Raw genomic sequence first — 22,289 nt, forward strand, 5'->3', positions numbered from 1 at the left:
CGACGATCGTGACGGGCACCGAGATCGATGTGTCCGCCTGAGTGCCTGAAAGCAGGCCGTCGTCTCCCGACGTGTCGGCCGCGTTCGCGGTGGTTGCGCCGAGCAGGGTGATCCCGCCGGCGAGGAGCGTACCCCAGAGGGCGCGCTTGATGAAAGTGCGCATGATTCCTTCTCCTGACTGAACTTCGGGTGTCTTGACGAGTGCGCGCGAGAGCATGTGCGCGCGCAGCACGGCATCTGTCGTTCACGAGGAACGACGGGACGACCCGTCAGTCAGGAGAGACGTCGGTGTCGGCGACCAGAGACGTCGGCAGGACGTCATCGGATGCACCGGGGGAGCGCTCCATCGCAAGGAGCGCGGGAAGGTCCACGTCGCTGAGGCGCGCGTGGGAGATCATGGATCCTCCGCCTGGACCGGCGGACGAAGACGGCATCGCGGGCGCTCCGCCGGCGGGCGGAGGCGACGATCGCTCGCCCGCAGGTGCAGGCGCGGCGGCATCCGGAGCGGAACCGGTGGCGTCGGGTGGAGCGGATCGGGTCGACGCATCGACGGCGCGAGGCGCGGACGCAGCCGTGGCCGGGGCGACCAGGGCGAGGGAATCTGGGCCGGCGAGCGGCGACGGAGCGTCAGGCACAGTCGCATCGGGAACCGAGAGGACCGGCGGAACGGTGTTCTCCACGACGCCGCCCACGATGCTCGTGGTGTCGTCGACGACGCCGACCACGGTCTCGAGCAGGCTGTTCACGCCGAGCTCATCCAGGAGCCGGTCGACGATGGGCAGAGACTCCACGGCATCCGTCACCGGCTGGACGATCTGAGAAGCCGGCGAGTCCCCGAGGAGATCGGACACGCGCGTGACGACGCCCCGAGTCGCGTCGGTGACGTCCTCGACCACGGGCGCCGTCGGCACAGGTGCCTCGGTACCGGCATCCGTCCCGGCGCCGATCACGGGCAGAGGCTGCTGAACGACCTGCTGCACCGGAGCGACGACCGTGACGACCACAGGGGCGACCACTTCGGGCACGATGGGCTCCACGACCGACGTCGCCGTCGTGACCGTGGAGCCGATGACCGATGTGAGGTCGCCGAGGGGGCTGTCTGCCCGGTCATCGGCGTGTGCTGCACCACCGCCGGTGAGGATGCTGATCGCCGCCCATCCGAGCGCGACAAGACCACCGATGACCACGGCGGCCGGAAGGCCGCGTCGTGTCGCTTGTGAATCCAACGTCAGCCTCCCCTCCGAGGTCAACGCACGGCGAATACGACATGCACTGGATGCCGAGAATACGCCTGTGCGGCGGCTGTGTCCACCGGTTTCTCCGTTGATCCGGCGAGGGACGCGCCCGGCGAGGAGTCCGGCTTGACTTTCCCCAGGTTCTGCACATGCCGCCACGTTCAGGGCAACCTTCAATCGCGGCTTTAACCTGATTCCTGTCCACAGGGTGGGGAAACTGCAAACGCCAGGTCAAAGCTAAAAACAGTGACCGAATCTAGTGAAGTGCACGGGGTTATCCACATGGGTTCTGCACAGACACTCCGAGTTTGTCCGCACGCTTTCCACAAGGTTATCCACAGGGTGTGTTGCAGCGCGTTTCCCCTGTGCATAACGTGGTCGAGCGACCGAATGTCGGGGGGTCCTGATTCGCTGTGTCCGTGGCCTCGGAGGCCACCGGGCGCAGCGCCGCCCCTCAGGCGGCGCAACGCACGCAAGCTCGTCGCATCGAAGGGAACACAGTGTCGATCGCCGACATCTCGGAGGAGCGCCTCGGAGGCCAGCGGAAGCCTGAGCGCACCCCGCCTCACGACCTGCTCGCCGAGCAGAGCGCGCTGGGTGGCATGCTGCTCTCGAAGGACGCCGTCGCCGACGTCATCGAGACCCTCAAGGGTGCGGACTTCTACATCCCGAAGCACGAGCTGATCTTTGAGGCGATCCTCTCGCTCTACTCGCACGGCGAGCCGACCGACGTCGTCGCCGTGACCGACGAGCTCATCAAGACCGGTGAGCTCAGCCGCGCGGGCGGCGCCGACTACCTGCACACGCTCACCTCGATCGTGCCGACCGCAGCGAACGCCGGCTATTACGCCGGCATCGTGTCGGAGCGCGCGATCCTGCGACGTCTCGTCGACGCCGGAACCCGCATCGTGCAGCTCGGCTATGACGGCCAGGGCGACGCCACCGACATCGTCAACAACGCGCAGGCCGAGATCTACTCGATCACCGGGTCAGAGACCGCCGAAGACTACGTGCCGCTGCAGACGGCCGTCGACGCCGCGATCGAGGAGATCGAGGCGGCCAACGGGCGCGACGGCTCGATGACGGGCGTCCCGACCGGCTTCCGCGAGCTCGACGAACTGACCAACGGCCTGCACGGCGGTCAGATGATCGTCGTCGCCGCGAGGCCAGCTATGGGCAAATCAACGCTGGCTCTGGATTTCGCACGTTCGGCATCCATCGGTCACGACCTCCCGTCGGTCTTCTTCTCGCTCGAGATGGGCAAGAGCGAGATCGCGATGCGACTGCTCAGCGCAGAGGGTGCGATCCCCCTGCAGAACATGCGAAAGGGCAACCTCGACCCGCGCGACTGGACGACAGTCGCCGCGACCCGCGGCCGCATCAACGACGCGCCGCTCTACATCGACGACAGCCCGAACATGACGCTCGTCGAGATCCGCGCCAAGTGCCGCCGGCTCAAGCAGCGTGAGGGGCTGCGCATGGTCATCATCGACTACCTCCAGCTGATGACGTCGGGCAAGCGCGTCGAGTCGCGACAGCAGGAGGTCTCCGAGTTCTCCCGAAGCCTGAAGCTCATCGCCAAGGAGCTGCAGGTGCCCGTCATCGCGCTCTCGCAACTGAACCGTGGTCCCGAGCAGCGGCAGGACAAGAAGCCGGCGATCAGCGACCTGCGCGAGTCCGGATCGATCGAGCAGGATGCCGACATGGTGATCCTGCTGCACCGCGACTCCGTCTACGACAAGGACGTGCGCCCTGGCGAGGCCGACCTGATCGTCGCGAAGCACCGTAACGGCCCGACCGCGACGATCACCGTCGCCTTCCAGGGGCACTACTCCCGGTTCATGGACATGGCGCCGGGCGGCGACTTCAACTGACGGGTGACTGACTAGATCGTCTCCCCGCCACTTAGATTGTCCCGTTTGGGCGAGGTCCCGTCGCTCCTACTCGAACGGCTGACGGGGCAGAGGCTGCGAGAAGCCGGCGCCACGAAACCGCTTACGGCGGCGCTATCGGGATAACGCCGACTCGTACTCGGAATGCCGCGGCGACCGAATTCTCGCCCCACTGAGCCGAGAATTCGCGCTCGTCGCGTCGGAAGTCCTCGATACGCTGAGCCAGCGTCGTTGGGACCTCGAGGGGCGATGCGGAGACGGACGCGGGGCGCCCGAACCGCTGGGTCGCCCGGCATCCCGCGTCACTCGTAGCGGAGCGATGTCACTGGGTCGGCGCGCGCGGCCCTGGCCGCAGGCAGGGTGCCGGCGAGGAAGGCGATGCCCATGACCCCCACGATGATCAGGGTGATGGAGACTGGATCGAAGGCGATGAGTGTCAAGCCGGGCAGGCTGGTGAGAAGACCGCCCGAGAGCGCGGAGCTGACGACGCCGCCGATGAGGATCGCGATGACCACGCCGAGGCTGCTGCCGAGGAGACCGATGAACGCCGCCTCGAGGCTGAACAGCGAGAAGACCCGGCCGCTGCCCATGCCCATGGCCTTCATGAGCCCGATCTCGCGGGTGCGCTCCTGCACCGACATGAACAGTGTGTTGACGATGCCGAACCCGGCTGCCAGCAGTGCGATGACCGCGAAGGCGTTGAGCACGAGGACGATTCCGTCGATCACTGCGGTGACGGCGCCGAGCTGATCCGCCACGGTGGTGCCGGTGAAACCGGTGGCGGCGAGCCGATCCTTCAGCGCCGCGATCTCATCATCGGTGGCGTCGGGGCTGAACCAGATGCTGGCACGGGGGTACCTCTCGGTTTCGTCGGTCGGCAGCCCGGTGGTCTGCGCCGTGTACAACGCATCCGTGAGGGCATCGTTCGTGGTCACCGACGCGCCGGCCGGGGATGCCAGCGCCTCCTCGGCGACGCCGACCACCGTGGCGTCGATCACGTGCTGCGCGCGGTCGGCGTCGGTCACCGCGATAGACACCGTCTGCCCCACGGCGGCCTCGTCGGTGTCGAATCCCATCGGCTCGACATACGAGACGGGAATCAGCACCTGCAGCTCGCCCGACGCGTCATCGAGATCCTCACCGGCCGCCAGCTGTACGGACTGCCCCTCCACGAGCGCGCCGACGCTCAGCACGAACCGGTCGCCGTCGCCGGCTTGGATGTAGTCGGGCGAGATGGACTTGGTGGGTTGGACGTCCAGGACGCCGTCCACCTCGGCCAGTGTGTCGAGGTCGGCCGGTGTCAGCGCCGAGACGGTGGCATCGTCGAAGCCGCCGGAGGCGATGACATCCGGATCGTACTCGGCCGGTCCGGAGCCCTCGTCTGCCGCCGCCGTTTCGGAGTTCTTGGTCACGGTCATCACGTCTTGCGCGCCGACCGCGGTGAGTGTGTCGGCGATGTAGGCGTTGATGCCGGTGCCGAGCCCGTTGGTGAGCGTCAGCGTGAAGGCGCCGACGAAGATGGCCAGGACCGTCAGCGTCGTCCGGGTCTTGGAGCGGAACGTGTTCGACACGGCTGACCGGGCGAGGTCGAGAGCTTTCATGCCGCCACCGCCATCGTGTCGTGGACGACGAGCCCGTCCTTGAGCGAGATCCGGCGGTCGCAGCGAGCGGCCAGATCCTCGTCGTGCGTGACGACGATCAGGGTGATGCCGTGTTCGCGGTTGAGGGCGAACAGGATGTCTTCGACCACGGCGCCGGTCTGGCTGTCGAGGTTCCCGGTGGGTTCGTCGGCGAAGAGGATGCGCGGATTGTTCACGAGGGCCCGGGCGATCACGACGCGCTGCTTCTGCCCTCCGGACAGATCGGCGGCCTTGCTGCCGGCTTTGGTCTCGAGCTCGAGCTGCTCGAGGGCGGCGAGCCCGCGGCGTCTCCGCTCCGGTGGCCCGTAGCCGGCGATCTTCATCGGCAGGACCACGTTGTCGAGCACCGTGGTGTCGCCGGTGAGGAAGAACTGCTGGAAGACGAAGCCGAACGTCCGGTTGCGCGCCCGGTTGAGGCGGCTGCCCCGGAGCGTGCCGGTGTCGACGCCTTCCAGCTCGATCTTGCCGGACGAGGGAGCGTCCAGCAGAGCCATGAGATGCATGAGCGTGGACTTGCCGGATCCGCTCTTGCCGACGATCGCGACGCTCTCGCCTTCAAGGACGTCGAAGCTCACGCCCCGGAGTGCGTCGAATCGGCTCTGGCCGCGGCCGTAGGACTTGTGCACGTCGGTGACCGACATGATCGGGATGCTCATGGGACTCCTCAGAATCGGTTGGGACTCCAGCGTCGTCGGGCCGCGTTCCCAGCACGTCCCCCGGGCGCGGGCACTTCGATACCGCGGCTGCGGTACCCGATGTGCCCCCGCGGGATGATGCGCGCCGCCCCGCTCTGCTCCACACTGGACATGTGAACGCGACCACGGACGGACGAGATCCCTGGTCGCCGACGAGAAGACCGATGCCGGCTACGCGCATGCTGCGATGGGCGGGAGACGCCCTCGGGGTGGTCCTCGTCGTCTCGTCGGCCTTCCTGCACGGCCCGCAGCAGGCACCCCCCTCGGCGTCGGAGGTGGCGGTGATCGCCGTCGTCGCCGCGGCCCTTCTTCTCCTGCTCCGGCGGCGATGGCCCATCCCCGTGCTCGCGGGCTGCGTCGCGCTCTACGGCCTCGCCGCCGTGACCGGCACCGTCGCTCCCGGCATCATCCTCGCGGTCGCGATTGCGATGTTCGGACTCGCGAACCGGTCGACGCGTCGTGTCACGATCGTCGCGGCCGCCATCACTGCTGGGGCGGTGTTCCTGCTCAGCGTGCTCGGCGCGGTCGTGAGCGCCGCCGACCCGCGGATGGTGCAGTTCACGCTCGCCGTCGCGTTCGCCGCGGCGGCCGGCGACGCCACCCGGTCCCGGCGCGAGTATATCGTCGCGGTCACAGAGCGCGCCGAGCGTGCCGAGCAGACCCGTGAGGCGGAGGCCAGGCGCCGCGTCTCGGAGGAGCGTCTGCGCATCGCCCGCGACCTGCACGATACCGTCGCACACCAGATCGCGGTGATCAGCCTCAACGCCGGCGTCGCGTCGTCGTCGCTGGAGTCACCCGAGCGGGCGCAGGAGGCGTTGAGCACGATCCGCAGTGCCTCCCGCACCGTCCTGCGCGAGATCAGCGATCTGCTCGCCCTCCTCCGCGCCGAGGATCCGGATGCCGAGACCATGACGCCGCCGTCGGGCCTGGGCCGGCTCGATGATCTGGTGGACCAGTTCGCGCGGTCGGGGCTGGCGGTCCATCTCCGTGTGGAGGGCGATCCCGGTTGGGTCGCGGGCGCGGTCGACCTTGTCGCGTACCACGTGATCCAAGAGGGGCTCACGAACGCACTCAAGCACGGCACCGACCAACGCGCCCACGTTCTCGTCGAGGTCACGGAGCAGCAGGTGACGGTGGTGGTCACCAATCCCACTCGCCCTCCCGCCGGCCCTGCCGAGGGCGGCGGTACGGGTGCGGGCCACGGCCTGACCGGCCTACGCGAACGGGTCGCCTCGGTCCGCGGCGTCATCGAGACCAGGACGACAGCAGGCGGCTACCGCCTCGCGGCCACGCTCCCGCTTGCGAAGGAGCGACCCTGATGACTCGCGTGCTCGTGGTGGACGACCAGCCGCTCATCCGCCAGGCCGTGTCCGGCATCCTGAACCAGGCCGACGGGATCGAGGTCGTCGGCGAGGCGGCCACCGGTGCGGCCGCCATCGCTCAGGCGGCGCTCCTGCTGCCCGATATCGTGCTGATGGACATCCGGATGCCGGAACTGAACGGCATCGACGCCACCGCATCGATCTGCAGCGACCCGGCGCTCACCCAGACCCGCGTGCTGATCCTGACCACGTTCGAAGAGGATGAGTACGTGCTCGCCGCCCTGCGCGCCGGCGCCAGCGGCTTCATCGGCAAGGGCGCCGAGCCCGATGAGATCGCGCGCGCCGTCCGTGCCGTCCACGCCGGCGAGTCGCTGCTCTCACCCCTCGCGACCAAGGCGCTCATCGAGAAGTACGTGCGCGCACCCGGCAGCCCGCCCGATCGTCGCCCGCTGCGTACGCCGCCGGAGCTCGACCAGCTCACCGACCGCGAGCGCGAGGTGCTCGTCCTCGTCGTGCGCGGGCTGTCCAACACCGATATCGCGACCGATCTGTTCATCTCTCCGCACACGGCGAAGACGCACGTGAACAGGATCATGATGAAGCTGCACGCGCATGACCGTGCGCAGCTGGTGATCATCGCGTACGAGAGCGGCCTGCTCCGCCCAGGCGCCTCCTGATCCCCGCCGGAATACCGCGAGCGCGGTACCCGGGATACGCCCCCGAGGGGACGCGCGCACGTCACTGCGCCGCAAGCATGGATTCACCGTCGCAGAACGTCTCGCGACGGCATCCGATCCAGGAGGAGAGCATGTCCACGACACTGCCCCGCACCTACAGCCCGACCGTCGCCGTCCCCTTGTCGATGGTGATCGTCGCCGTCCTCGCGAGCGCCGTCAACGCCGTGCTGGCGCTCGTCGGCGGCGCCATCGGGGCCACCGGCCCCGGGCTGCAGCCGATCGCCTATCTCAGTCTTACCGTCGTCGCAGCGATCGGCGGTGCGGTCGGCTGGCACCTGATCGGCCGGTTCGCGAAGCGCCCCCGCCGCGTCATGCGCTGGTTGGTTCCGTCGTTCCTCGCCGTGTCCTTCATCCCCGACATCCTCATCGGCGTCACCACCGGCACGAGTGACGGGTGGCTCTACGCCGCCGTCCTCATGAGCATGCACGTGACCACGATCACGATCGCCATCCTCACGTACCGGCGACTCATGCCCCTCTCGGACCGCGAGGACGCCCGCGACACCACCGTCTGAACCGGCACTTGCCAGACCGCCCGACATCGCGCCGACGGATCGCTCGCGTACGTCATCGCGCGCCACACCGGCCCAGCAGCCCGACATCAACTGACCGTCCTCCCCCTTGCATCCCCGCTCTCATCGCAGCACAATTAGACCACCAGTCGAACCGATGGTCTGGAGATGCCATGAAGGTGCTCATCGTGGGTGCGGGGGTGGCCGGCCCCACCCTGGCCTACTGGTTGCTGCGCACGGGTCATGAGCCGACGCTGGTGGAGCGGGCGCCGCGGCTGCGGGAGGGTGGCTACGTCGTGGACTTCTGGGGCGCCGGGTTCGACGTCGCCGAGCGGATGGGAATCGTCCCGCGACTGCGCGAGGAGGGCTATCGGTTCCGCGAGGCCCGGGAGGTGTCGGGCAGCGGCCGCCGGATCGCGCATTTCGACCCTGTGAGCGTCATCGAGGGCGCCGCCGCCGGCCGGTACGTCACCGTCGGGCGCTCGGAGCTGGCCCGGGCGATCTACGACGCGATCGGCGGCGAGGCGGAGACGATCTTCGGCGACGCCGTGGACTCGATGGCCGATGACGGCGGCCGGGTGCGGGTGCGGTTCACGTCGGGCACGGAACGCGAGTTCGATCTCGTCGTGGGCGCGGACGGTCTGCACTCCCGCGTGCGTGATCTCGCATTCGGTCCCGAGCAGGACTACGAGCGGTACCTGGGCATCACGGTGGCCGCCTTCGATCTGGACGGCTACCGGCCGCGCGACGAGCTCGTCGCGGTGATGCACACCGAGGTCGGCGCGCAGACGCTCCGGATCGCACTGCGGGATGGCGCCACGTTGTTCTGCTGCACGTTCCGCCACGACGGCGACGTGCCGGTCGACGATGTGCCCGCGCAGCAGGCGCTGCTCCGTGAGCGGCTGCGCGGGATCGGCTGGGAGGTGCCCGGCATCCTGGAACAGCTGCTGCAGGCGCGGACGTTCTACATGGACCGGGCCAGCCAGATCCGGATGCCGTCCTGGTCGCGGGGGCGCGTCGCGCTGGTCGGGGATGCGGCGGCGGCCCCGTCGCTGCTGGCCGGCCAGGGTTCCGCACTGGCGATGGCCGAGGCCTACACCCTCGCCTGCGCGCTGCACGAGACCGGCGGAGATCACCGGGCGGCGTTCGCCGCCTCCCATGCCCGGCTGGCGACGCTGGTGCGCACCAAGCAGGATGCCGCCGCCGGACTCGGCTCCGCGTTCGCGCCGCGCAACCGCACGCAGCTGCTGATGCGCAACGCCGTGTTCGGCCTCCTGAGCATCCCCCTCGTCGCCCGTCTTTCGATGGGGCGGAGTCTTCGCGATCCGGTTGAGCTTCCCCCGGTCCCGACCGGTTGAATGGTGGCATGCCACGTCCGCGCTTCCACCGGCTCGCCCCGGAACAGCAGGCCACAATTCTCGACACCGCCCTCGACGAGTTCGCTGCCCACGGGTTCCGCGACGCCTCGCTGAATCGGATCATCGCCGCCGCCGGGATCTCCAAGGGTTCGATGTACTACTACTTCGACGGCAAGGAAGACCTCTACATCCACGTCATCCGGGCCGGCCTCGAGCAGCTCCTCGTCGACGGCGGCGGTGCGCCCGTCCCGGCCGGGAACGGCGGCCCCGACGCGTTCTGGGCATCGCTGGAGCAGCAGTACCTGCAGCTCATGCGCACCCTCGCCGCGTCGCCCCGGCTGGCGGGACTGCTGCGCGACTGGCTCAGCGGAACGGGCGCCCCCGCCCTCGGTGCGGCACAGCGAGACGCCGAGCAGGCGACCCTGCCCTGGCTGCAGAAGACTCTCGCGACCGGGCAGGCAGTCGGCGCCGTCCGCACCGACCTTCCCCCGGAACTCATCATCGCCCTCGCGATGGGAATGGGTCAGGCGATCGACACCTGGCTCATCACCCGACCACCCGGCGACGAACAGCTCGCTGAGGCGGTGCGCACCCTCATGGACGCCATGCGCCGGGCCCTGCAACCGTGACCGCACCTTCCTGCGAACCGCGTGCGGGAGTCGAGATCATCCTCGCCGCCGGCTCGAGGATAGACAGCATCCGAACGCCGAGAACTCGCGCTCCGGCACGTCGGAAGTCCTCGATACGCTGAGCCGGCGACGTCGGGAGCTCAGGAGGGAGCCGCGGTGAGGGCAGATCGGCTGCTGGAGTCCGTGCTGGCGATCCCGTCGACCACGCTGGCGACGAACTTCTACCTTCCCGACAGCGACGCAGAGGGCGGCTTTCGCACGACGGCCGTCGAACGGTGTGATCGTCTCCTCGCCCACCTCGATCGCGTGAGTGACGGAGACATCGTCATCGTCGGCGAAGCTCCCGGCTGGAAGGGCGCGCGCCAGTCTGGCGTTCCGTTCACATCCGCCAAGACCGTCGGACTCCAGGGATCCAGCGAGGCGAGCGCCACCATCGTGCAGGGCATGCTCGCCGACCTCGGGATCGCCGGCCGCACCCTGCTATGGAACGCATTCGCGCTCCATCCCCATCAAGCGGGCTCGCCGCGGAGCAACCGGACTCCGACGGAGTCCGAACTGGCCGCCGGGAGGGATGCGCTCCGGCTTGCCGTCGCCGGCCGCCGAATCATCTGCGTCGGCAACCCGGCCCGAACGAGCATCGAGAAGCTCCTCAGCCTCCGGGTGCCCGGCGTCGGCGGCGCGTCCGCGAGCAGCCGCGCGGTTGCCCTCCGGCACCCTGCCAACGCAGGCGCCCCGGAGTTCAGGTCCGGAATCGCGGCCGTGGGCGAGCTCTGGGGTCTCTGACGCGGGTGGACGATGCGCGTGACCGCGCCAGCTCCAGCAGGGCTGGAGCAGCTGTAGCATGCGGCCATGGATCCGGATGCATCGCGCAGTGCCCGTTCGCTCAGAACCGCTGCCGCCGTCCTGCTCATCGGCGGGGCCGTCGTGGTCCTCTGCGCGGTGCTCATGTTCACCGGGCGGACGTTCTGGGGCTGGCCGGCGCCCAGCTCGTTCATCGCAGGGGAACGCGCCCTCATCATCGGCTCCGTGCTCATGTCGCTGCTCGGCTTCGCCGTGCTCGAGCTGCTGCTCCGCTCGGCGGGATCGATCGTCCTTCCTCGCCTGGCACTCGTGATGTACCTCGTGGGCGCGACGATTCTGGTCTCGGCGGAATCCTCGTTCATCGGCGGTCACCCGCACGTGTACGCGCAGATCGTCGTGTGGATCGTGTCGGCGTTCCTCGCGCAGGCGGCCTTCGGCCTGGCGCTCGTGAGAACCGCGCTCGTGCCGTCAGGGACCGGCTGGTCGGCGGTCGTGTGGAACGTGGGGATGCTCGCGGCGCTCGCGGTCTTCTCGCCGGGCGACATGTACTACCCGATCGTTCACTTCGTCACGCCGTTCCTCATCGGGATAGCCCTGCTTCGACGATCCGGCTCCCCATCGGCGGAGTGACGAGCTCGCCGTCATCTCGAGGAGAGCGCACAGGGCCCGTCCGCGCGGCCGACGATCCCTTGTCGCTCGCATCGCCGGCGCGGGCGTGCCGCCGTGCCGGAGCGGACGTGCGCGTGGCGTCGGCGGGCCCCTTGCCGTCGCGGCTCGGGCTTCCGGCACAGCGCGGCATCAGGGAGGACGTCACGATGAAGACCCTGACGGCGGCTACTACGACTGGGATGTCTCCTTCCTCGGAGCGAATCAGGATGCCGTGCTCGCCGCCGCGGACATCGGGATCGACGCCAAGGACGCCCTGACCTTCGACATCGGCGCCATCGCCCCGTCGATGGCCGCGCACGCGGCCAAGCAGGCCAGGCGCCGCGTCGGCGACCGCACCGGCTACACCCAGGCGGAACGCGCAGCCGCTGCCCCCGGTCGCTCGTGAGAGCAGGCCCGGGCGACCCGGGGGCCGCGACGTGTATCAGCGCCGCCGTCGCGGCCTCTTCGATGCATGACACTCATCAGCGGCATCACCGGAGGGTTCGCGCTCGCGCTGCTCGGCGACGGCTCCCTCGTGCACCTCGAGCGCTCCGGCGCCCGCGCGTGGACCGTCGTCCACAGCGCCCCTGACGGCACTCGCCTCGCCGCCGCGCGGCGCCGCCGCAGCGTGGGCGACGTGGCGGCGCATCCGTCGGACGCGTCGGCCGCCGTCCTCGTCTCGCCTGCGCGCGGTCTCGAGGCGCTCCGCACCGGTGCCGTGACGCCTCTCGCCGCGCTCCCGGGAGCGGGCGCGGCCACCGGATCCGCCGCCGGGCACATCCTCGCGGTGACGCGGGGCCGGCGCGCGCGCCTGTGGTCGGTCGATCCGGTCACCGCCGCCGCGACCGACTCCGGAAAGGCCCCGTCGGGCGTCGTCGACATGACCGCTCATCCGACGGATGCCGCAGCCCTCGCGCTCGCCGGGCCCGCGGCCACGCGGCGCCTGATGCTGCTGCGCGCGGGCTCCGCGCCCGTGGCGCTCGCCGCGGTCCCCGGCGCCACGCGCCTCACCCGGCTGGGGACGGGTGAGGCGCGGGTCGCGATCGGGTTCTCCGACGGGCGCGTCGACGTGCACGACCTCGCGGCGCCGGCATCCGGACGCACGGTCGCCACGCTGCCGGCATCCGTCTGGGGCCTCGCCTTCGACGGTGTGGACCTCGTCGCCGGCTTCGGCTCCGACATCGACGCCGTTCCACTCACGGAACCCCCCGGCGTCGACCTGTCCCTGCCCGCCGAGCACTACCTCGCATCGTGGACCCGGGTCGACGTGAAGGTCCGGGGCGGCATCGCCTTCGACGGCCTCGCCTTCGTCGTCGAGCCGTTGCACGGCGGCCTCGTCTCGGCATCCCGCGACGCCTCATTCGACCCGGTCGCGCCGCACGTCGTGATGTCGATCGGCGGCACCGTCGGCGAGTACGCCCTGCTGGCTCTGGATGCCGCGACCGGCGAGGTCCTCGGAAAGCAGCCGTTCCACGTGGTCGACGCCTGGCCGGGACCGGACGGCCCGCCCCTCGCGCTCGTCGGCCCGTCGGAGAACGAGGCGCCGGACGCGGCGTGGGGAGGGGGCGACCCGTACGTCCCGCAGAACATGGACGTCCGCCCCCGGCTCGGCGACTGGCGGGTGGCGATCGTGGTGGTCGAGACCTCCGACCAGGCGACCCTGACCGCAGCGGAGGCGGCCACTCTCACGCAGACCCTGCGCGACGAGGTCTTCACGGGCGTCGTGCGCGGCGGCGTGACCGAATCGTCCAGGCTCTTCTACGACGCGGTGTCCAGCGGCAGGCTGAACCTCGTCGACGCCGGGATCGTCGTGCCGGTACGGCTGCCCAACCAGTGGGACACGTACGTCACCTCCGACGCCGGCGGGGAGACGGGCACGGACGGGCTGCCGATCTTCGGCCGGGCCGCAGTGGCCGAGATCGTGCGGCAGAACCGCGACCTGACGCGGGCGGGCCGTCCGCTGCTGCTCGACCTCGACGCGGTGGACTCGCTCGTCTTCGTCATGCGGTCGCTCCCCGCGAACCCGGCCGCCATGTTCCCCGGCCGCTATCAGTGGCCGTGCGGCACCCGCCCCGGCGGGTATCAGCTGAGCTTCATCGTGGGCGAGACGGTGCTGTCCTTCCTCGGCTTCGAGATCGCCATTCCGCGCAGCCGCACGATCCAGGCCCTCACGATGCCCACCACGTGGACCTCGGTCAGCAACGGGCGCACGTTCGCCGAGACCGTCGCGCACGAGCTCGGGCACAACTTCGGCCTGCACGATGCCTACTTCGACGCGGCGACGCACGCCGCGCAGTATCAGGCCCGCGAGCTCGGCGGCTGGGACCTCATGGGCAACGAGGGAGGGTCGCCGGAACTTTCCCCCGCTGAGCGGATGCAGCTGGGCTGGGTGCCCGCCTCCGACGTGCGGACCCTCTCGGTCGGCGTGGCCGGATACGTCGACGAGACCGTGGACCTGCATCCTGCGGGTTCGGCCGGTCCCGCTCCCGCCGGACGCAAGCAGGCGGTGGAGCTGCGTATCGCTGACGGCCGCAACTACTACTTCGAGTACCGGCGCCGCAACGCGAGTGCACTCAGCGACCAGGCGACCCCGGAGGACTACGTCGTCGTCGGGACGGACTACGTGTCGGGCGACACACCTCCCACCGACCGCCGGCCGCTCACCCTGCTGCGGGACGACGCGGATGCCGACGGCGCGACGTTCGCTCTCGGCGACGACTACGAGGAGTCCGACACCAGCGACCCGGCGTACCCGAACGACTTCCGGCTGGAGGTCACCCAGGCGGGCGACGGAGCGGCGCGCGTGCACCTGCGCTACGCCGACGCCAAGCCCGACCCGGCGTTCCGCCCGTGGGGGCAGAGCACCGGGTGGAAGAGTCCCGACCTGCGCGTGGAGAACGCCCGCAATCAGCAGGACGCGTCGCTGCGCGACGTGCCGTGGGAGGGGCACGACAACTGGATCGTCGCGACACTGCGCAACAACGGCCGCGACACGGCGACCGGCGTCGAGGTCGTCTTCGGCGTGAAGGACTTCACGCTCGGAGGCGGTGCCGAGGTCGGGCTCGGATCGGTCACCGTGCCGTCCCTCGCCGCCGGTGCGAGCATCGACATCACGTCGCCGTCCGCGTGGCGGCCGCCCGCGCTCTCGCTGATCCCGTTCCTCACGATCCGCCCGCACTACTGCGTCTTCGCGCGGATCACGGCCCTGCCCGACGAGATCACCCGCGACAACAACGAGGCGCAGTCGAACCACACGCGTATGATCTCGGCATCCGGTTCGCCGTCGACCCGCGAGACCGGCGTCGTCAAGGTGACCAACCCGCACCCCGTCGAGGCCCGGTGCCGCGTGGTGGTGCGCCAGACCGACCCGCTCTCGCGCACCTACCTGGAGCACGCCTGGGTGGTGCTGCAGCCGGGCGAGGAGCGCGGCGTGCGGTTCTGGACGGAGTCGATGATCGGCGATCCCGCGGTCGAGGCGATGACCGAGGAGCTCAAGTCCCGCTCGTGGGAGGTCCCCAACCGGCTGCGCCTGACCGGCGTCGCCGATGCGGGCGAGGGATGCCACGGGGACACCACCGGCGGCGCGCACGTCGACGTCGTCGCCGGCCGACGGACCCGCTTCGTCGACCTCCGGGTGGGAGACGGGCACGCGACCGGGCGCATCGCGGTGGAGGAGGACGGCGACGGCCCCTGGGGCTCGGTCGTCGTCTCGATCCGGGATGACGTGGACGGCGACGACCTCGGCGTCTTCACGGGCGAGGTGCGAGACGGCGACTTCGCGTTCGAGTTCCGCGGGCGGGTCGAGGGCGGCCGGGTCGCGCAGGCCGAGTTCAACGGCGGCTACTCGGCGGCGCCCTGCATCAGCGAATGGGTCGGTCTGGAGCGATGACGCGCTCGGCCTGCGGACTGCGGAACGCCTCCACGACGTGCTGCACCCGCAGGCCCGGCGCGAAGGGGCTGCCGCCGACCGAGTCCTCGAGCGCCGACCGTGCGCTCAGCCGCGGACCCGGACGGTGCGCCCCTGGAACGACACGAGGTCGCCCTCGACGAGCTGCCGTCCGCGGCGGCGCTCCTCCGCGCCGTTGACGCTCACGAAGCCGTCGATGATCGCCTCCTTGGCGTCGCCGCCCGAGTCGATCAGGCCCGCGAACTTGAGGAACTGCCCGAGGCGGATCATCTCGCCGCCGATGGAGATGTCGTCGATCGGATCGGAGGTCGTCATCCCTGAATCGTAACCGTCAGAGCACGATGTCGTCGGGGACGGCCAGCGCCCGCCACTCGGCCGGCCGGGTGGTGCGGACACGGAGCACGTCGGCATCCGGCAGGGGGCCGAGGTCGACCCCGGCGAGCTTCGCGATGTCGGCCACCGGCACCTGGAAGGCGCGGAACGCGCCGAGCGGCGCAGCGGCGAGCAGCCCGTCCTCGGTGTCGACGAGCTCCGTCTGATCGAGCACGAAGCCGGCTGCCGCCAGGCCGCCGGCGCCCTGCCACGCGGCCACCTTCCAGAACCGCAGCGGGATCCGGATGCCGCGGTACGGCGGATCGTCGTCGCCGAGGACCGGCGCGGTGAACACCGACAGCCGCTGATCCGTGGACTCCGCGTAGGCGAGCACATGGTCCTCGAGGCCCAGCCACAGCTCCTTCGACTGGTTGAACCCGGCCGCCTGCGGGGCCGCGTTCGGGTAGAAGAACGTGGCGGCCATCGCGGCGCGCGCCCGGGCGGCATCCCCCCAGCCCGGGTCGCGCCGCCGCACCAGGTGGCCGCGATCCAGGTCGTTGCTGGCGTACACGGCCGGTCCGGTCTGCTCGCCGGCGTCGATCCGCGGATCGAACTGCCACTCCCCGGCGCGGGGGAGGTCGAGCATCCGCGCCCCGTCGATGTTCACCCCGGTGACTGCGGCGAGCCGCCGGGAGGGGTCGAGCAGCACGGAGAACCGCGGGTAGTCCAGCATCCGCGTCTCCTGCGCCGGCCGGGGGAGCGGCAGGCGCGTCGGGAGGAAGTCGAGGTCGTAGCCGTCCGCCATGCCCCCCATCGTGCCGGATGCCGCCGACATCGTGTATCACGCGGCCGATGGGCGCCTCTTCTCCTTTGAGGAGGTGCAAGATGGCACTGACAGATCATTCCGACGTCTACGCGGCCGCGCACGAGGCGGGATTCAACAAGATCGTCCGATGGTTCGCGCGGTACCGGCCGACGCTGGTCAACTACGGCACGAGCTGGGTCGCACAGGAGCCGTTCGAGCGGCTGTGCTCGAAACCGGACGTGATCGCGGACATCGTCGACCGGGGTCTCCCGATCGTCTCCGTGGAGCGGCCGCTGCCGATCCCGACGACCCCGTTCGGGATGAACTGGTCGCTGCAGCTGACCGATCTCGAGATCGACTTCCATCCGGGCGGCGTCTTCGGGCTGCCGCCCGAGCTGGGCGGCGCTCTCGATCCCCAGCACTTCGCCCTGCGGCTGCGGGCGTGCTTCGGACTCGGATGCCCGTCCCGGCGCCTCGAGGAACTGCTCGACGACCTCGGCGGACGGCTCATCGACATCCTCGACGGCGAGGCGAGCCACGACCGCGAGGCGAGCCACGACCGCGAGCAGCGGGAGGAGCACGAGGCGAAGGACGAACGCCGGCCACAACCCGAGAAGCCGCTGATCCCGGTCCCCACGGACGGACTGACCTGCTTCTGCCTCGAGGCGTTCGTGGTCGGCAGGTTCGTGCATCGTGAGCGCTCGGGCCGGCACCGCGTGCAGCTGGAGCTCCAGGGGCTCGAACTCGTGGACATCGCGCCCGATCCGCTCGAGTCGATCATCGAGTGCTACGCGCGCACCGTGATCAAGCTCGTGCTGCTGCCGCGGCTCTCCTTCGAGCTGCGCGGCTACACGCTGGGCGCGACGGACAGCCTCGGCGCTGTCACGATCGAACCCGCCATCGGCGGAACGAACCCGGCTCCGCACAACCCTGCCGTCGAAGACGACCAGGTCAAGATCTACGTGAATGCGGGGGTGGCGCCATGAGCGACATCACAGTGGCCCTCAACGAGCGGGTCGTCAAGGCGCTCTTCGCCAGCGCGCGCGATCGCTTCTCCTTCGCGAAGAGCGACAGCGCCGACTACGGCCCGTTCTCCGCCGGATACGACATCGCGCTGCATCTCGAGCGCGGGGAGGTCGACCTGCGGCCGGGCGTCGTCCACGTCGAGGAGCTCGACGTGGTGTGGGACACGCTCGACGCCTGGGTCGGCATCGACATCCCCACGATTGCGCTGATCCCGAGGATCTGCCTGCTGTGGGTCCCGATCAAGGGCTGCGTCTGGTCGATCGGGCCGGTGACGCTCTTCGAGGACGACCCCGACATCAAGCCGACGATCGACCTGTCCTTCCTCGTCTCCGAGGTCACCTTCGACGCGCGTCCCGACCTGAGGTTCACGCCGAACCCGGCACGGCCGGCGGGAGTCTCCGACCTGACCGCCCACGAGGGCGGCACGCCGCACCACTGGGAGCTCTACCTCGATCCCGACGCCGTCGACCTCGACATCGTGGACATCGCGGACACGGTCGGCGATCTGCTGGAGGATGCGATCGTCGGAGCGCTCGAGGCGCTGCTCAGCCCGCTTCCGGACTGGCTCGTCGATCTCCTGCTGGCGCCCTTCGGCGCCCTCATCGACATCGTGAGGTGGGCGCTGGACCTGCCGGACGACATCGGCGAGTGGCTGCTCGACATCCTGGGGACCGACTTCGACCTGTGGAAGATCGTGGCCGGCGCCATCGCCGACGCGATCGCGTCGGAGTTCCCCCTGTACGCGGTGGAGACGCCGTATCCGGTGCAGAAGGCGGAGGGCGCGCTGCTGCCGGTCCTCGTGCCGATCGACGCACTGGACGTCGGCATCGACGACACCGAACTGACCCTCACCGCCGACTTCGGAGCCTAGGAGGACATCATGTTCCGCAAGGAGCTCATCACCCACATCGACCGCGACAGCGCCGCGCTGGGCGTGCTCGACTCGGTCGCGCACAGAGTGGTCGAGGAACCGGGGCGCTACCAGCTCGTCTGCGCCGGCCGGCTCGCCGTCCGCGTCGCGACTCTCGTCGTCGACGAGTCCGGCCCGCAGTCGGCCGCCGTCGATCTCGCCGTCGCCGGAGAGGATCCCGGATGCGGCTGCGGGGAGGCCGGCGGCGGGGAGGTCGTCGTCGCGCCCGGCGGGCTGCTCACGTTCTCCGTCGAGAGCGGCCACGGGCCGTATCATGCGCTGATCCGCACCGGCGACGACGCCGAGCCCCTCTTCGACACGAGGCGCCTCGGTGCCGGCGATCTCGTCGCCTTCGTCCTGTTGCGGCCGGGCACGTACCGGCTCGGCGGTGCGGTCGAGGGCGAGGTCGTCGTCGCCTACCCGAAGCGCGGAGGACACCCGAGCATCCCGAAGGAGCCCGTGCGGCTCGTCTCCGGGAAAAGGGGCCGGCAGCCGCGCAAGGCTGCACTGGACGCCGGTCAGCCGCTCATCGTCGAACTCGCCGACGGCGGTTCCGTGTCGGCGACGCTCGTGGCGCCCGACGACCGCCCGCGCCCAGTGGCGCCGCGCCGCACCCCGGCCGACGGACGCAGGATCTCGGTGAAGGTCGTCGCCGACCGCGGGTGAACGCCGAGGGGGTTCCGTCGCCCTCGGGCCCGGAGGGCGAGCCGGGCACCGACGTGCTTGACGGCATCACGAAGTACGTGTTCTCCTCGTCCCTCGCCGAGCCGCTGACCTGGGAGAACTCGGTCCTCGTGCGTGAGGATGCCGTCGAGTACGTGCGCAGGCTGAAGGAGGAGTCCGACCGTCCGCTGCGCACCATCGGCAGCATCGCGCTGTGCCGGTCGCTCCTCGAGGCGGGGCTCGTCGACCGCTACCGCGTCGGGATCTTCCCCGTGATCACCGGGAAGACCGGCACCGACCGGATCTTCGCCGGCTACCCGGACGTGAAGCTCGACCTCGTGGAGGCGCGCACCTTCGACATGAGCATCCAACTGCTCGAGTACGTCCCGACGGTGCTGAAGGGGCCGCCGGGGCGCTGACCCGCCTCAGGACTCGGACGGCTTCTGCGGCAGCTCCGGCCCGTGGTTCCAGGCGAGGATCGCCGGCTGCTCGCGCGAGAACCCGAGGACCGACACCGAACCGGCGTCCAGGCTGATCTGCGCGGCGAACCGGGGCGCCTGCCGGAGGAACACGGCCGTGAGGATGCGCAGACAGTGCCCGTGCGCGATGAGCGCCACGTCGCCCTCGGCCATCGCCGGCAGCACCCGCGTGAGCACGCGGGAGGCGCGCGCGGCGACCTCCTCGACGGTCTCGCCCGGGGTGTCGCCGCGGATCACGCCGTGCGCGAAGGCGGTCCAGTCGTAGCCGAGCTCGGCGCGGATCTCCTTCGTCGCGCGGCCCTCGTAGCCGCCGTAGTCCCACTCGATCAGCAGCGGGTCGATCTCGGCGTCCAGACCGGCCAGCTCCGCCGTGCGCCGCGCCCGCTGCAGGGGCGAGCTGAGGATCAGGCCGAAGTCGAAGTCGCGCACCAGTGCGCCCGCCGCACGAGCGAGCTCCTCGCCGTGCGCCGTCAGCGGGATGTCGGTTCGCCCCGTGTGCCGGCCGGTGCGCGACCACTCCGTCTCGCCGTGCCGGAGCAGCACGAGCTTGCCCTGCGGGTTGTCGGGAGCAGGGCGGTCGGGCAGCGGGTCGGGAGCATCCACGGGGCTACGGTACCGCGCCGGATACCGCCGGCTGTGCTCAGACGAGCCGCTCGATCGCCTGCAGCGGGATGCTCAGCCAGTCCGGGCGGTTGCGCGTCTCGTAGATCGCCTCGTAGACGGCCTTGTCGAGCTCGAGCGCATCCAGCAGCGCGCGGTGGGCGTCGAGGTCGGCGCCGGATGCCGTGGCATAGCCATCGAGGAACGCCGCGCGGGCGGCATCCGTCCACTGCCGGATGACGTCGGCCGCGAGATCCGGCCGGTCCGCGCCGATCGACCCGGCGATGTAGTCGAACGACCGGAGGAGGCCGGCGACGTCGCGGATCGCGAGATCCGGCATCCGGCGCTCGGCCATGGGGCGCATCGGCTCGCCCTCGAAATCGAGCAGCAGCCAGCCGCGACCCGGCTGGAACAGCACCTGCCCGAGATGGAAGTCGCCGTGCACCCGCTGCAGGCCGGGCCACTCGCCCTCCAGCGCGCGCTCGTAGACCGCGGCGATGGCGTCGCGCGCGCCCGCCAGCACGGGGACTTCCTCGGTGGCGATCGTGAGGCGCCGGCGCCAGCTCGCGGCGATGGCGTCGCGCTGGGCGCCGGTCGCCGGCGAGGAGCCGAAGAGCCGCGCCAGCGCCAGGTGCACCTCGGCCGTCGCGGCCCCGAGGTCGCGGGCCCGGCCGGAGAACTCCTCGCCCTCGGTCGCCGCCTGCAGCGCAACGACCCGTGCGTCCTGCACCCCCGGCAGGAACTCCTGGGCGAAGGCGAGCGAGCCCTCGACGACCTCGCCCTGCACCGGGCCGGCCCACGTCCCGGAGACGGCGCCGACGGCGCCGGGCACGTGCGTCGACCCGGCGGCGGCCAGGGCGGTCTGCAGCTCGACGTCGGGGTTGACGCCCGGATGCAGCTGACGGAACACCTTGCAGATGATCGGATGCGTGCCCGCCCCGTCGCGGAAGATGATCGACGTGTTCGACTGCTCGCCGCTGAGCACAGAGGACACGTAGCCGTCGGCGCCGGCCAGGGCGGGGGCGGATGCCGCGCGAATGCCATGCGCCCAGGCGCGCTCGCCGTCGCCGGAGCCGCCCTCGAGCACCAGGCGCAGCAGCGCGCCCGCGTATGCGGGGTCGTGCGGCCCGTCGACGAGGGTGGTGCCCGGCTCCGGGCTGCCGATCACGTGCGCGCCGTCCGGATCGACGGCCGATGTGGGCCGCGCGACGACGGGCACCTGGTACAGCACGACCGGCCGGGCGCCGCGATCCGCGACGAGGAGCGTCGTCACGACGACCCGCTCGGCTGCGGCCGCCGGCGGGGCCGAGAGATCCCAGGCTGCGACGATCTCCAGCTCGGGCTCCCGCCCCTTCGCGGAGTACCAGCGCTGACGCGGCATCCACTCGGTGAGGCAGGCGAGGGTGCTATCCATACCGTGACAGTAGGGCCGCGGGAGGCCCGGTGTCGACTGCCGGCGTCGCGCGCGCGGCTTTCAGCGGCCTTCCGGCTGCTCCAGGATCGCGATCGGCGCCGTCACGTCGAGGCGCGCAGGTTCACGGCGCCGGCCGATCGTCGAGAGTGAGCTGCAGGAAGGTGAGGTCGAGCCAGCGGCCGAACTTCGCGCCGACCTCCGGCATGCGGCCGACCACCGCGAAGCCCAGCTTCTCGTGCAGGGCGACGGAGCCGGCGTTGCCGCTCTCGACGCCGGCGATCATGGCGTGGATGCCGAGGGCGTGCGCCCTGCCGATGAGCTCGGCCATGAGCGCCTTCCCGACCCCGCGGCCGCGCTGGTCGCCGCGGACGTACACGGAGTGCTCGACGGTGTGCCGGTAGCCGCTGTGCGGACGCCACTGCGCGAAGGTCGCGTAGCCGAGCACGCCGGTGTCGTCGACGGCCACGATGACCGGGAAGCCGCGCCCGGTGCGCTCGGCCAGCCAGGCGGCGCGGTCGGCCACGTCGACGGCATCCTCGTTCCAGATCGCCGTGGTGTTCAGCACGGCGTCGTTGTGTATCGCGGTGATCGTCTCGAGGTCGGCGCTCTCGGCATCCCTGATCTGCACGGGGCTCTCTTCCTGCATCCGCGCCGTCGGGTGGCGCACGGATGACGGTATCAGGAAGGGCCCGCCTCCCTCCTCA

The 22,289-nt window shown here is 70.6% G+C and carries 21 protein-coding genes and 1 pseudogene; 14 read left to right on the top strand and 8 right to left on the bottom strand.

The window, feature by feature from the left end:
- Nucleotides 1-269 precede the first annotated feature (269 nt).
- The gene (locus tag IPV10_RS06170) at nt 270-1,226 is read right to left on the bottom strand and encodes a hypothetical protein (protein ID WP_207481585.1); all 957 of its coding nucleotides are present in this window, start codon (nt 1,224-1,226) and stop codon (nt 270-272) included.
- A 509-nt stretch (nt 1,227-1,735) separates the two neighbouring features.
- Between IPV10_RS06170 and dnaB the strand changes: the two genes are divergently transcribed.
- Nucleotides 1,736-3,109: a replicative DNA helicase gene (dnaB, locus tag IPV10_RS06175; RefSeq protein ID WP_207481587.1), complete on the top strand. Its 1,374-nt coding sequence runs from the start codon at nt 1,736-1,738 to the stop codon at nt 3,107-3,109.
- Between the two features lie 320 nt (nt 3,110-3,429).
- Here the strand turns inward: dnaB and IPV10_RS06180 are convergent, their stop codons facing one another.
- Together IPV10_RS06180 and IPV10_RS06185 are read right to left on the bottom strand one after the other, a co-directional pair.
- Entirely contained in the window at nt 3,430-4,728 is a 1,299-nt protein-coding gene (locus tag IPV10_RS06180; protein WP_207481588.1) for an ABC transporter permease, read from the bottom strand.
- On the bottom strand, nt 4,725-5,423 hold the full coding sequence (locus tag IPV10_RS06185) for an ABC transporter ATP-binding protein (protein ID WP_207481590.1): 699 nt from the start codon (nt 5,421-5,423) through the stop codon (nt 4,725-4,727). Before IPV10_RS06185 ends, IPV10_RS06180 begins: the two co-directional genes overlap by 4 nt.
- Nucleotides 5,424-5,626: 203 nt before the next feature.
- Here IPV10_RS06185 and IPV10_RS06190 point away from each other — a divergent pair, with 203 nt between their 5' ends.
- The 9 genes from IPV10_RS06190 (at nt 5,627) to IPV10_RS06230 (ending at nt 15,358) form a co-directional block, all read left to right on the top strand.
- Nucleotides 5,627-6,781: a sensor histidine kinase gene (locus tag IPV10_RS06190; protein ID WP_207481592.1), complete on the top strand. Its 1,155-nt coding sequence runs from the start codon at nt 5,627-5,629 to the stop codon at nt 6,779-6,781.
- Nucleotides 6,781-7,461, top strand: a complete 681-nt coding sequence (locus IPV10_RS06195) for a response regulator transcription factor (RefSeq protein WP_207481594.1) — start codon at nt 6,781-6,783, stop codon at nt 7,459-7,461. Before IPV10_RS06190 ends, IPV10_RS06195 begins: the two co-directional genes overlap by 1 nt.
- 131 nt (nt 7,462-7,592) lie before the next feature.
- Nucleotides 7,593-8,036 (top strand): DUF6069 family protein, encoded by a 444-nt coding sequence (locus IPV10_RS06200; RefSeq protein WP_207481595.1) that lies wholly within the window; start codon nt 7,593-7,595, stop codon nt 8,034-8,036.
- Nucleotides 8,037-8,206: 170 nt separating this feature from the next.
- The gene (locus IPV10_RS06205) at nt 8,207-9,391 is read left to right on the top strand and encodes an FAD-binding domain (RefSeq protein WP_207481601.1); all 1,185 of its coding nucleotides are present in this window, start codon (nt 8,207-8,209) and stop codon (nt 9,389-9,391) included.
- A gap of 8 nt (nt 9,392-9,399) precedes the next feature.
- Nucleotides 9,400-10,020, top strand: a complete 621-nt coding sequence (locus IPV10_RS06210; RefSeq protein ID WP_207481606.1) for a TetR/AcrR family transcriptional regulator — start codon at nt 9,400-9,402, stop codon at nt 10,018-10,020.
- A gap of 156 nt (nt 10,021-10,176) precedes the next feature.
- Nucleotides 10,177-10,803, top strand: coding sequence for a uracil-DNA glycosylase (locus IPV10_RS06215; protein WP_207481607.1), 627 nt, complete (start codon nt 10,177-10,179; stop codon nt 10,801-10,803).
- A gap of 66 nt (nt 10,804-10,869) precedes the next feature.
- Nucleotides 10,870-11,451, top strand: coding sequence for a hypothetical protein (locus IPV10_RS06220; protein ID WP_207481608.1), 582 nt, complete (start codon nt 10,870-10,872; stop codon nt 11,449-11,451).
- Nucleotides 11,452-11,536: 85 nt separating this feature from the next.
- Entirely contained in the window at nt 11,537-11,875 is a 339-nt protein-coding gene (locus tag IPV10_RS06225; protein ID WP_207481609.1) for a hypothetical protein, read from the top strand.
- Nucleotides 11,876-11,941: 66 nt separating this feature from the next.
- A complete protein-coding gene (locus IPV10_RS06230; protein WP_207481610.1) occupies nt 11,942-15,358 on the top strand; it encodes a hypothetical protein in 3,417 nt (1,138 codons plus the stop codon).
- Between the two features lie 105 nt (nt 15,359-15,463).
- On the opposite strand, the gene IPV10_RS06235 is transcribed toward IPV10_RS06230, so the two are convergent.
- Both IPV10_RS06235 and IPV10_RS06240 read right to left on the bottom strand, forming a co-directional pair.
- The gene (locus IPV10_RS06235; RefSeq protein ID WP_207481611.1) at nt 15,464-15,691 is read right to left on the bottom strand and encodes an RNA-binding S4 domain-containing protein; all 228 of its coding nucleotides are present in this window, start codon (nt 15,689-15,691) and stop codon (nt 15,464-15,466) included.
- A gap of 16 nt (nt 15,692-15,707) precedes the next feature.
- Nucleotides 15,708-16,523, bottom strand: coding sequence for a DNA/RNA non-specific endonuclease (locus IPV10_RS06240; protein ID WP_242684704.1), 816 nt, complete (start codon nt 16,521-16,523; stop codon nt 15,708-15,710).
- A 50-nt stretch (nt 16,524-16,573) separates the two neighbouring features.
- On the opposite strand from IPV10_RS06240, the gene IPV10_RS06245 reads away from it, so the two are divergent.
- The 4 genes and pseudogenes from IPV10_RS06245 to IPV10_RS06260 form a co-directional block, all read left to right on the top strand.
- Entirely contained in the window at nt 16,574-17,479 is a 906-nt protein-coding gene (locus IPV10_RS06245) for a hypothetical protein (RefSeq protein ID WP_207481613.1), read from the top strand.
- The gene (locus IPV10_RS06250) at nt 17,476-18,390 is read left to right on the top strand and encodes a hypothetical protein (protein WP_207481615.1); all 915 of its coding nucleotides are present in this window, start codon (nt 17,476-17,478) and stop codon (nt 18,388-18,390) included. Before IPV10_RS06245 ends, IPV10_RS06250 begins: the two co-directional genes overlap by 4 nt.
- Nucleotides 18,391-18,399: 9 nt before the next feature.
- On the top strand, nt 18,400-19,095 hold the full coding sequence (locus tag IPV10_RS06255; RefSeq protein ID WP_207481617.1) for a hypothetical protein: 696 nt from the start codon (nt 18,400-18,402) through the stop codon (nt 19,093-19,095).
- 44 nt (nt 19,096-19,139) lie between these two features.
- Nucleotides 19,140-19,511: pseudogene (locus tag IPV10_RS06260) on the top strand (dihydrofolate reductase family protein); the annotation flags it as partial.
- Nucleotides 19,512-19,517: 6 nt separating this feature from the next.
- Here IPV10_RS06260 and IPV10_RS06265 read toward each other — a convergent pair.
- The 3 genes from IPV10_RS06265 to IPV10_RS06275 all read right to left on the bottom strand — a co-directional run bounded on the left by IPV10_RS06265 (nt 19,518) and on the right by IPV10_RS06275 (nt 22,252).
- On the bottom strand, nt 19,518-20,174 hold the full coding sequence (locus IPV10_RS06265; protein ID WP_307861074.1) for a histidine phosphatase family protein: 657 nt from the start codon (nt 20,172-20,174) through the stop codon (nt 19,518-19,520).
- 37 nt (nt 20,175-20,211) lie between these two features.
- Nucleotides 20,212-21,585 (bottom strand): phosphotransferase, encoded by a 1,374-nt coding sequence (locus IPV10_RS06270; protein ID WP_207481622.1) that lies wholly within the window; start codon nt 21,583-21,585, stop codon nt 20,212-20,214.
- Between the two features lie 121 nt (nt 21,586-21,706).
- Nucleotides 21,707-22,252 (bottom strand): N-acetyltransferase family protein, encoded by a 546-nt coding sequence (locus IPV10_RS06275; RefSeq protein WP_307861075.1) that lies wholly within the window; start codon nt 22,250-22,252, stop codon nt 21,707-21,709.
- Between the last annotated feature and the right edge of the window lie 37 nt (nt 22,253-22,289).

Source organism: Microbacterium sp. SD291 (assembly GCF_017355365.1).
Lineage (GTDB): Bacteria > Actinomycetota > Actinomycetes > Actinomycetales > Microbacteriaceae > Microbacterium.

What these genes read in the sequence shown, in the direction of transcription:
- IPV10_RS06180 (WP_207481588.1), bottom strand. Translation starts at nt 4,728, where the DNA reads ATGAAAGCTCTCGACCTCGCCCGGTCAGCCGTGTCGAACACGTTCCGC.
- IPV10_RS06185 (WP_207481590.1), bottom strand. Translation starts at nt 5,423, where the DNA reads ATGAGCATCCCGATCATGTCGGTCACCGACGTGCACAAGTCCTACGGC.
- IPV10_RS06190 (WP_207481592.1), top strand. Translation starts at nt 5,627, where the DNA reads ATGCCGGCTACGCGCATGCTGCGATGGGCGGGAGACGCCCTCGGGGTG.
- IPV10_RS06195 (WP_207481594.1), top strand. Translation starts at nt 6,781, where the DNA reads ATGACTCGCGTGCTCGTGGTGGACGACCAGCCGCTCATCCGCCAGGCC.
- IPV10_RS06200 (WP_207481595.1), top strand. Translation starts at nt 7,593, where the DNA reads ATGTCCACGACACTGCCCCGCACCTACAGCCCGACCGTCGCCGTCCCC.
- IPV10_RS06205 (WP_207481601.1), top strand. Translation starts at nt 8,207, where the DNA reads ATGAAGGTGCTCATCGTGGGTGCGGGGGTGGCCGGCCCCACCCTGGCC.
- IPV10_RS06210 (WP_207481606.1), top strand. Translation starts at nt 9,400, where the DNA reads ATGCCACGTCCGCGCTTCCACCGGCTCGCCCCGGAACAGCAGGCCACA.
- IPV10_RS06220 (WP_207481608.1), top strand. Translation starts at nt 10,870, where the DNA reads ATGGATCCGGATGCATCGCGCAGTGCCCGTTCGCTCAGAACCGCTGCC.
- IPV10_RS06230 (WP_207481610.1), top strand. Translation starts at nt 11,942, where the DNA reads ATGACACTCATCAGCGGCATCACCGGAGGGTTCGCGCTCGCGCTGCTC.
- IPV10_RS06235 (WP_207481611.1), bottom strand. Translation starts at nt 15,691, where the DNA reads ATGACGACCTCCGATCCGATCGACGACATCTCCATCGGCGGCGAGATG.
- IPV10_RS06240 (WP_242684704.1), bottom strand. Translation starts at nt 16,523, where the DNA reads ATGTCGGCGGCATCCGGCACGATGGGGGGCATGGCGGACGGCTACGAC.
- IPV10_RS06245 (WP_207481613.1), top strand. Translation starts at nt 16,574, where the DNA reads ATGGCACTGACAGATCATTCCGACGTCTACGCGGCCGCGCACGAGGCG.
- IPV10_RS06250 (WP_207481615.1), top strand. Translation starts at nt 17,476, where the DNA reads ATGAGCGACATCACAGTGGCCCTCAACGAGCGGGTCGTCAAGGCGCTC.
- IPV10_RS06255 (WP_207481617.1), top strand. Translation starts at nt 18,400, where the DNA reads ATGTTCCGCAAGGAGCTCATCACCCACATCGACCGCGACAGCGCCGCG.
- IPV10_RS06270 (WP_207481622.1), bottom strand. Translation starts at nt 21,585, where the DNA reads ATGGATAGCACCCTCGCCTGCCTCACCGAGTGGATGCCGCGTCAGCGC.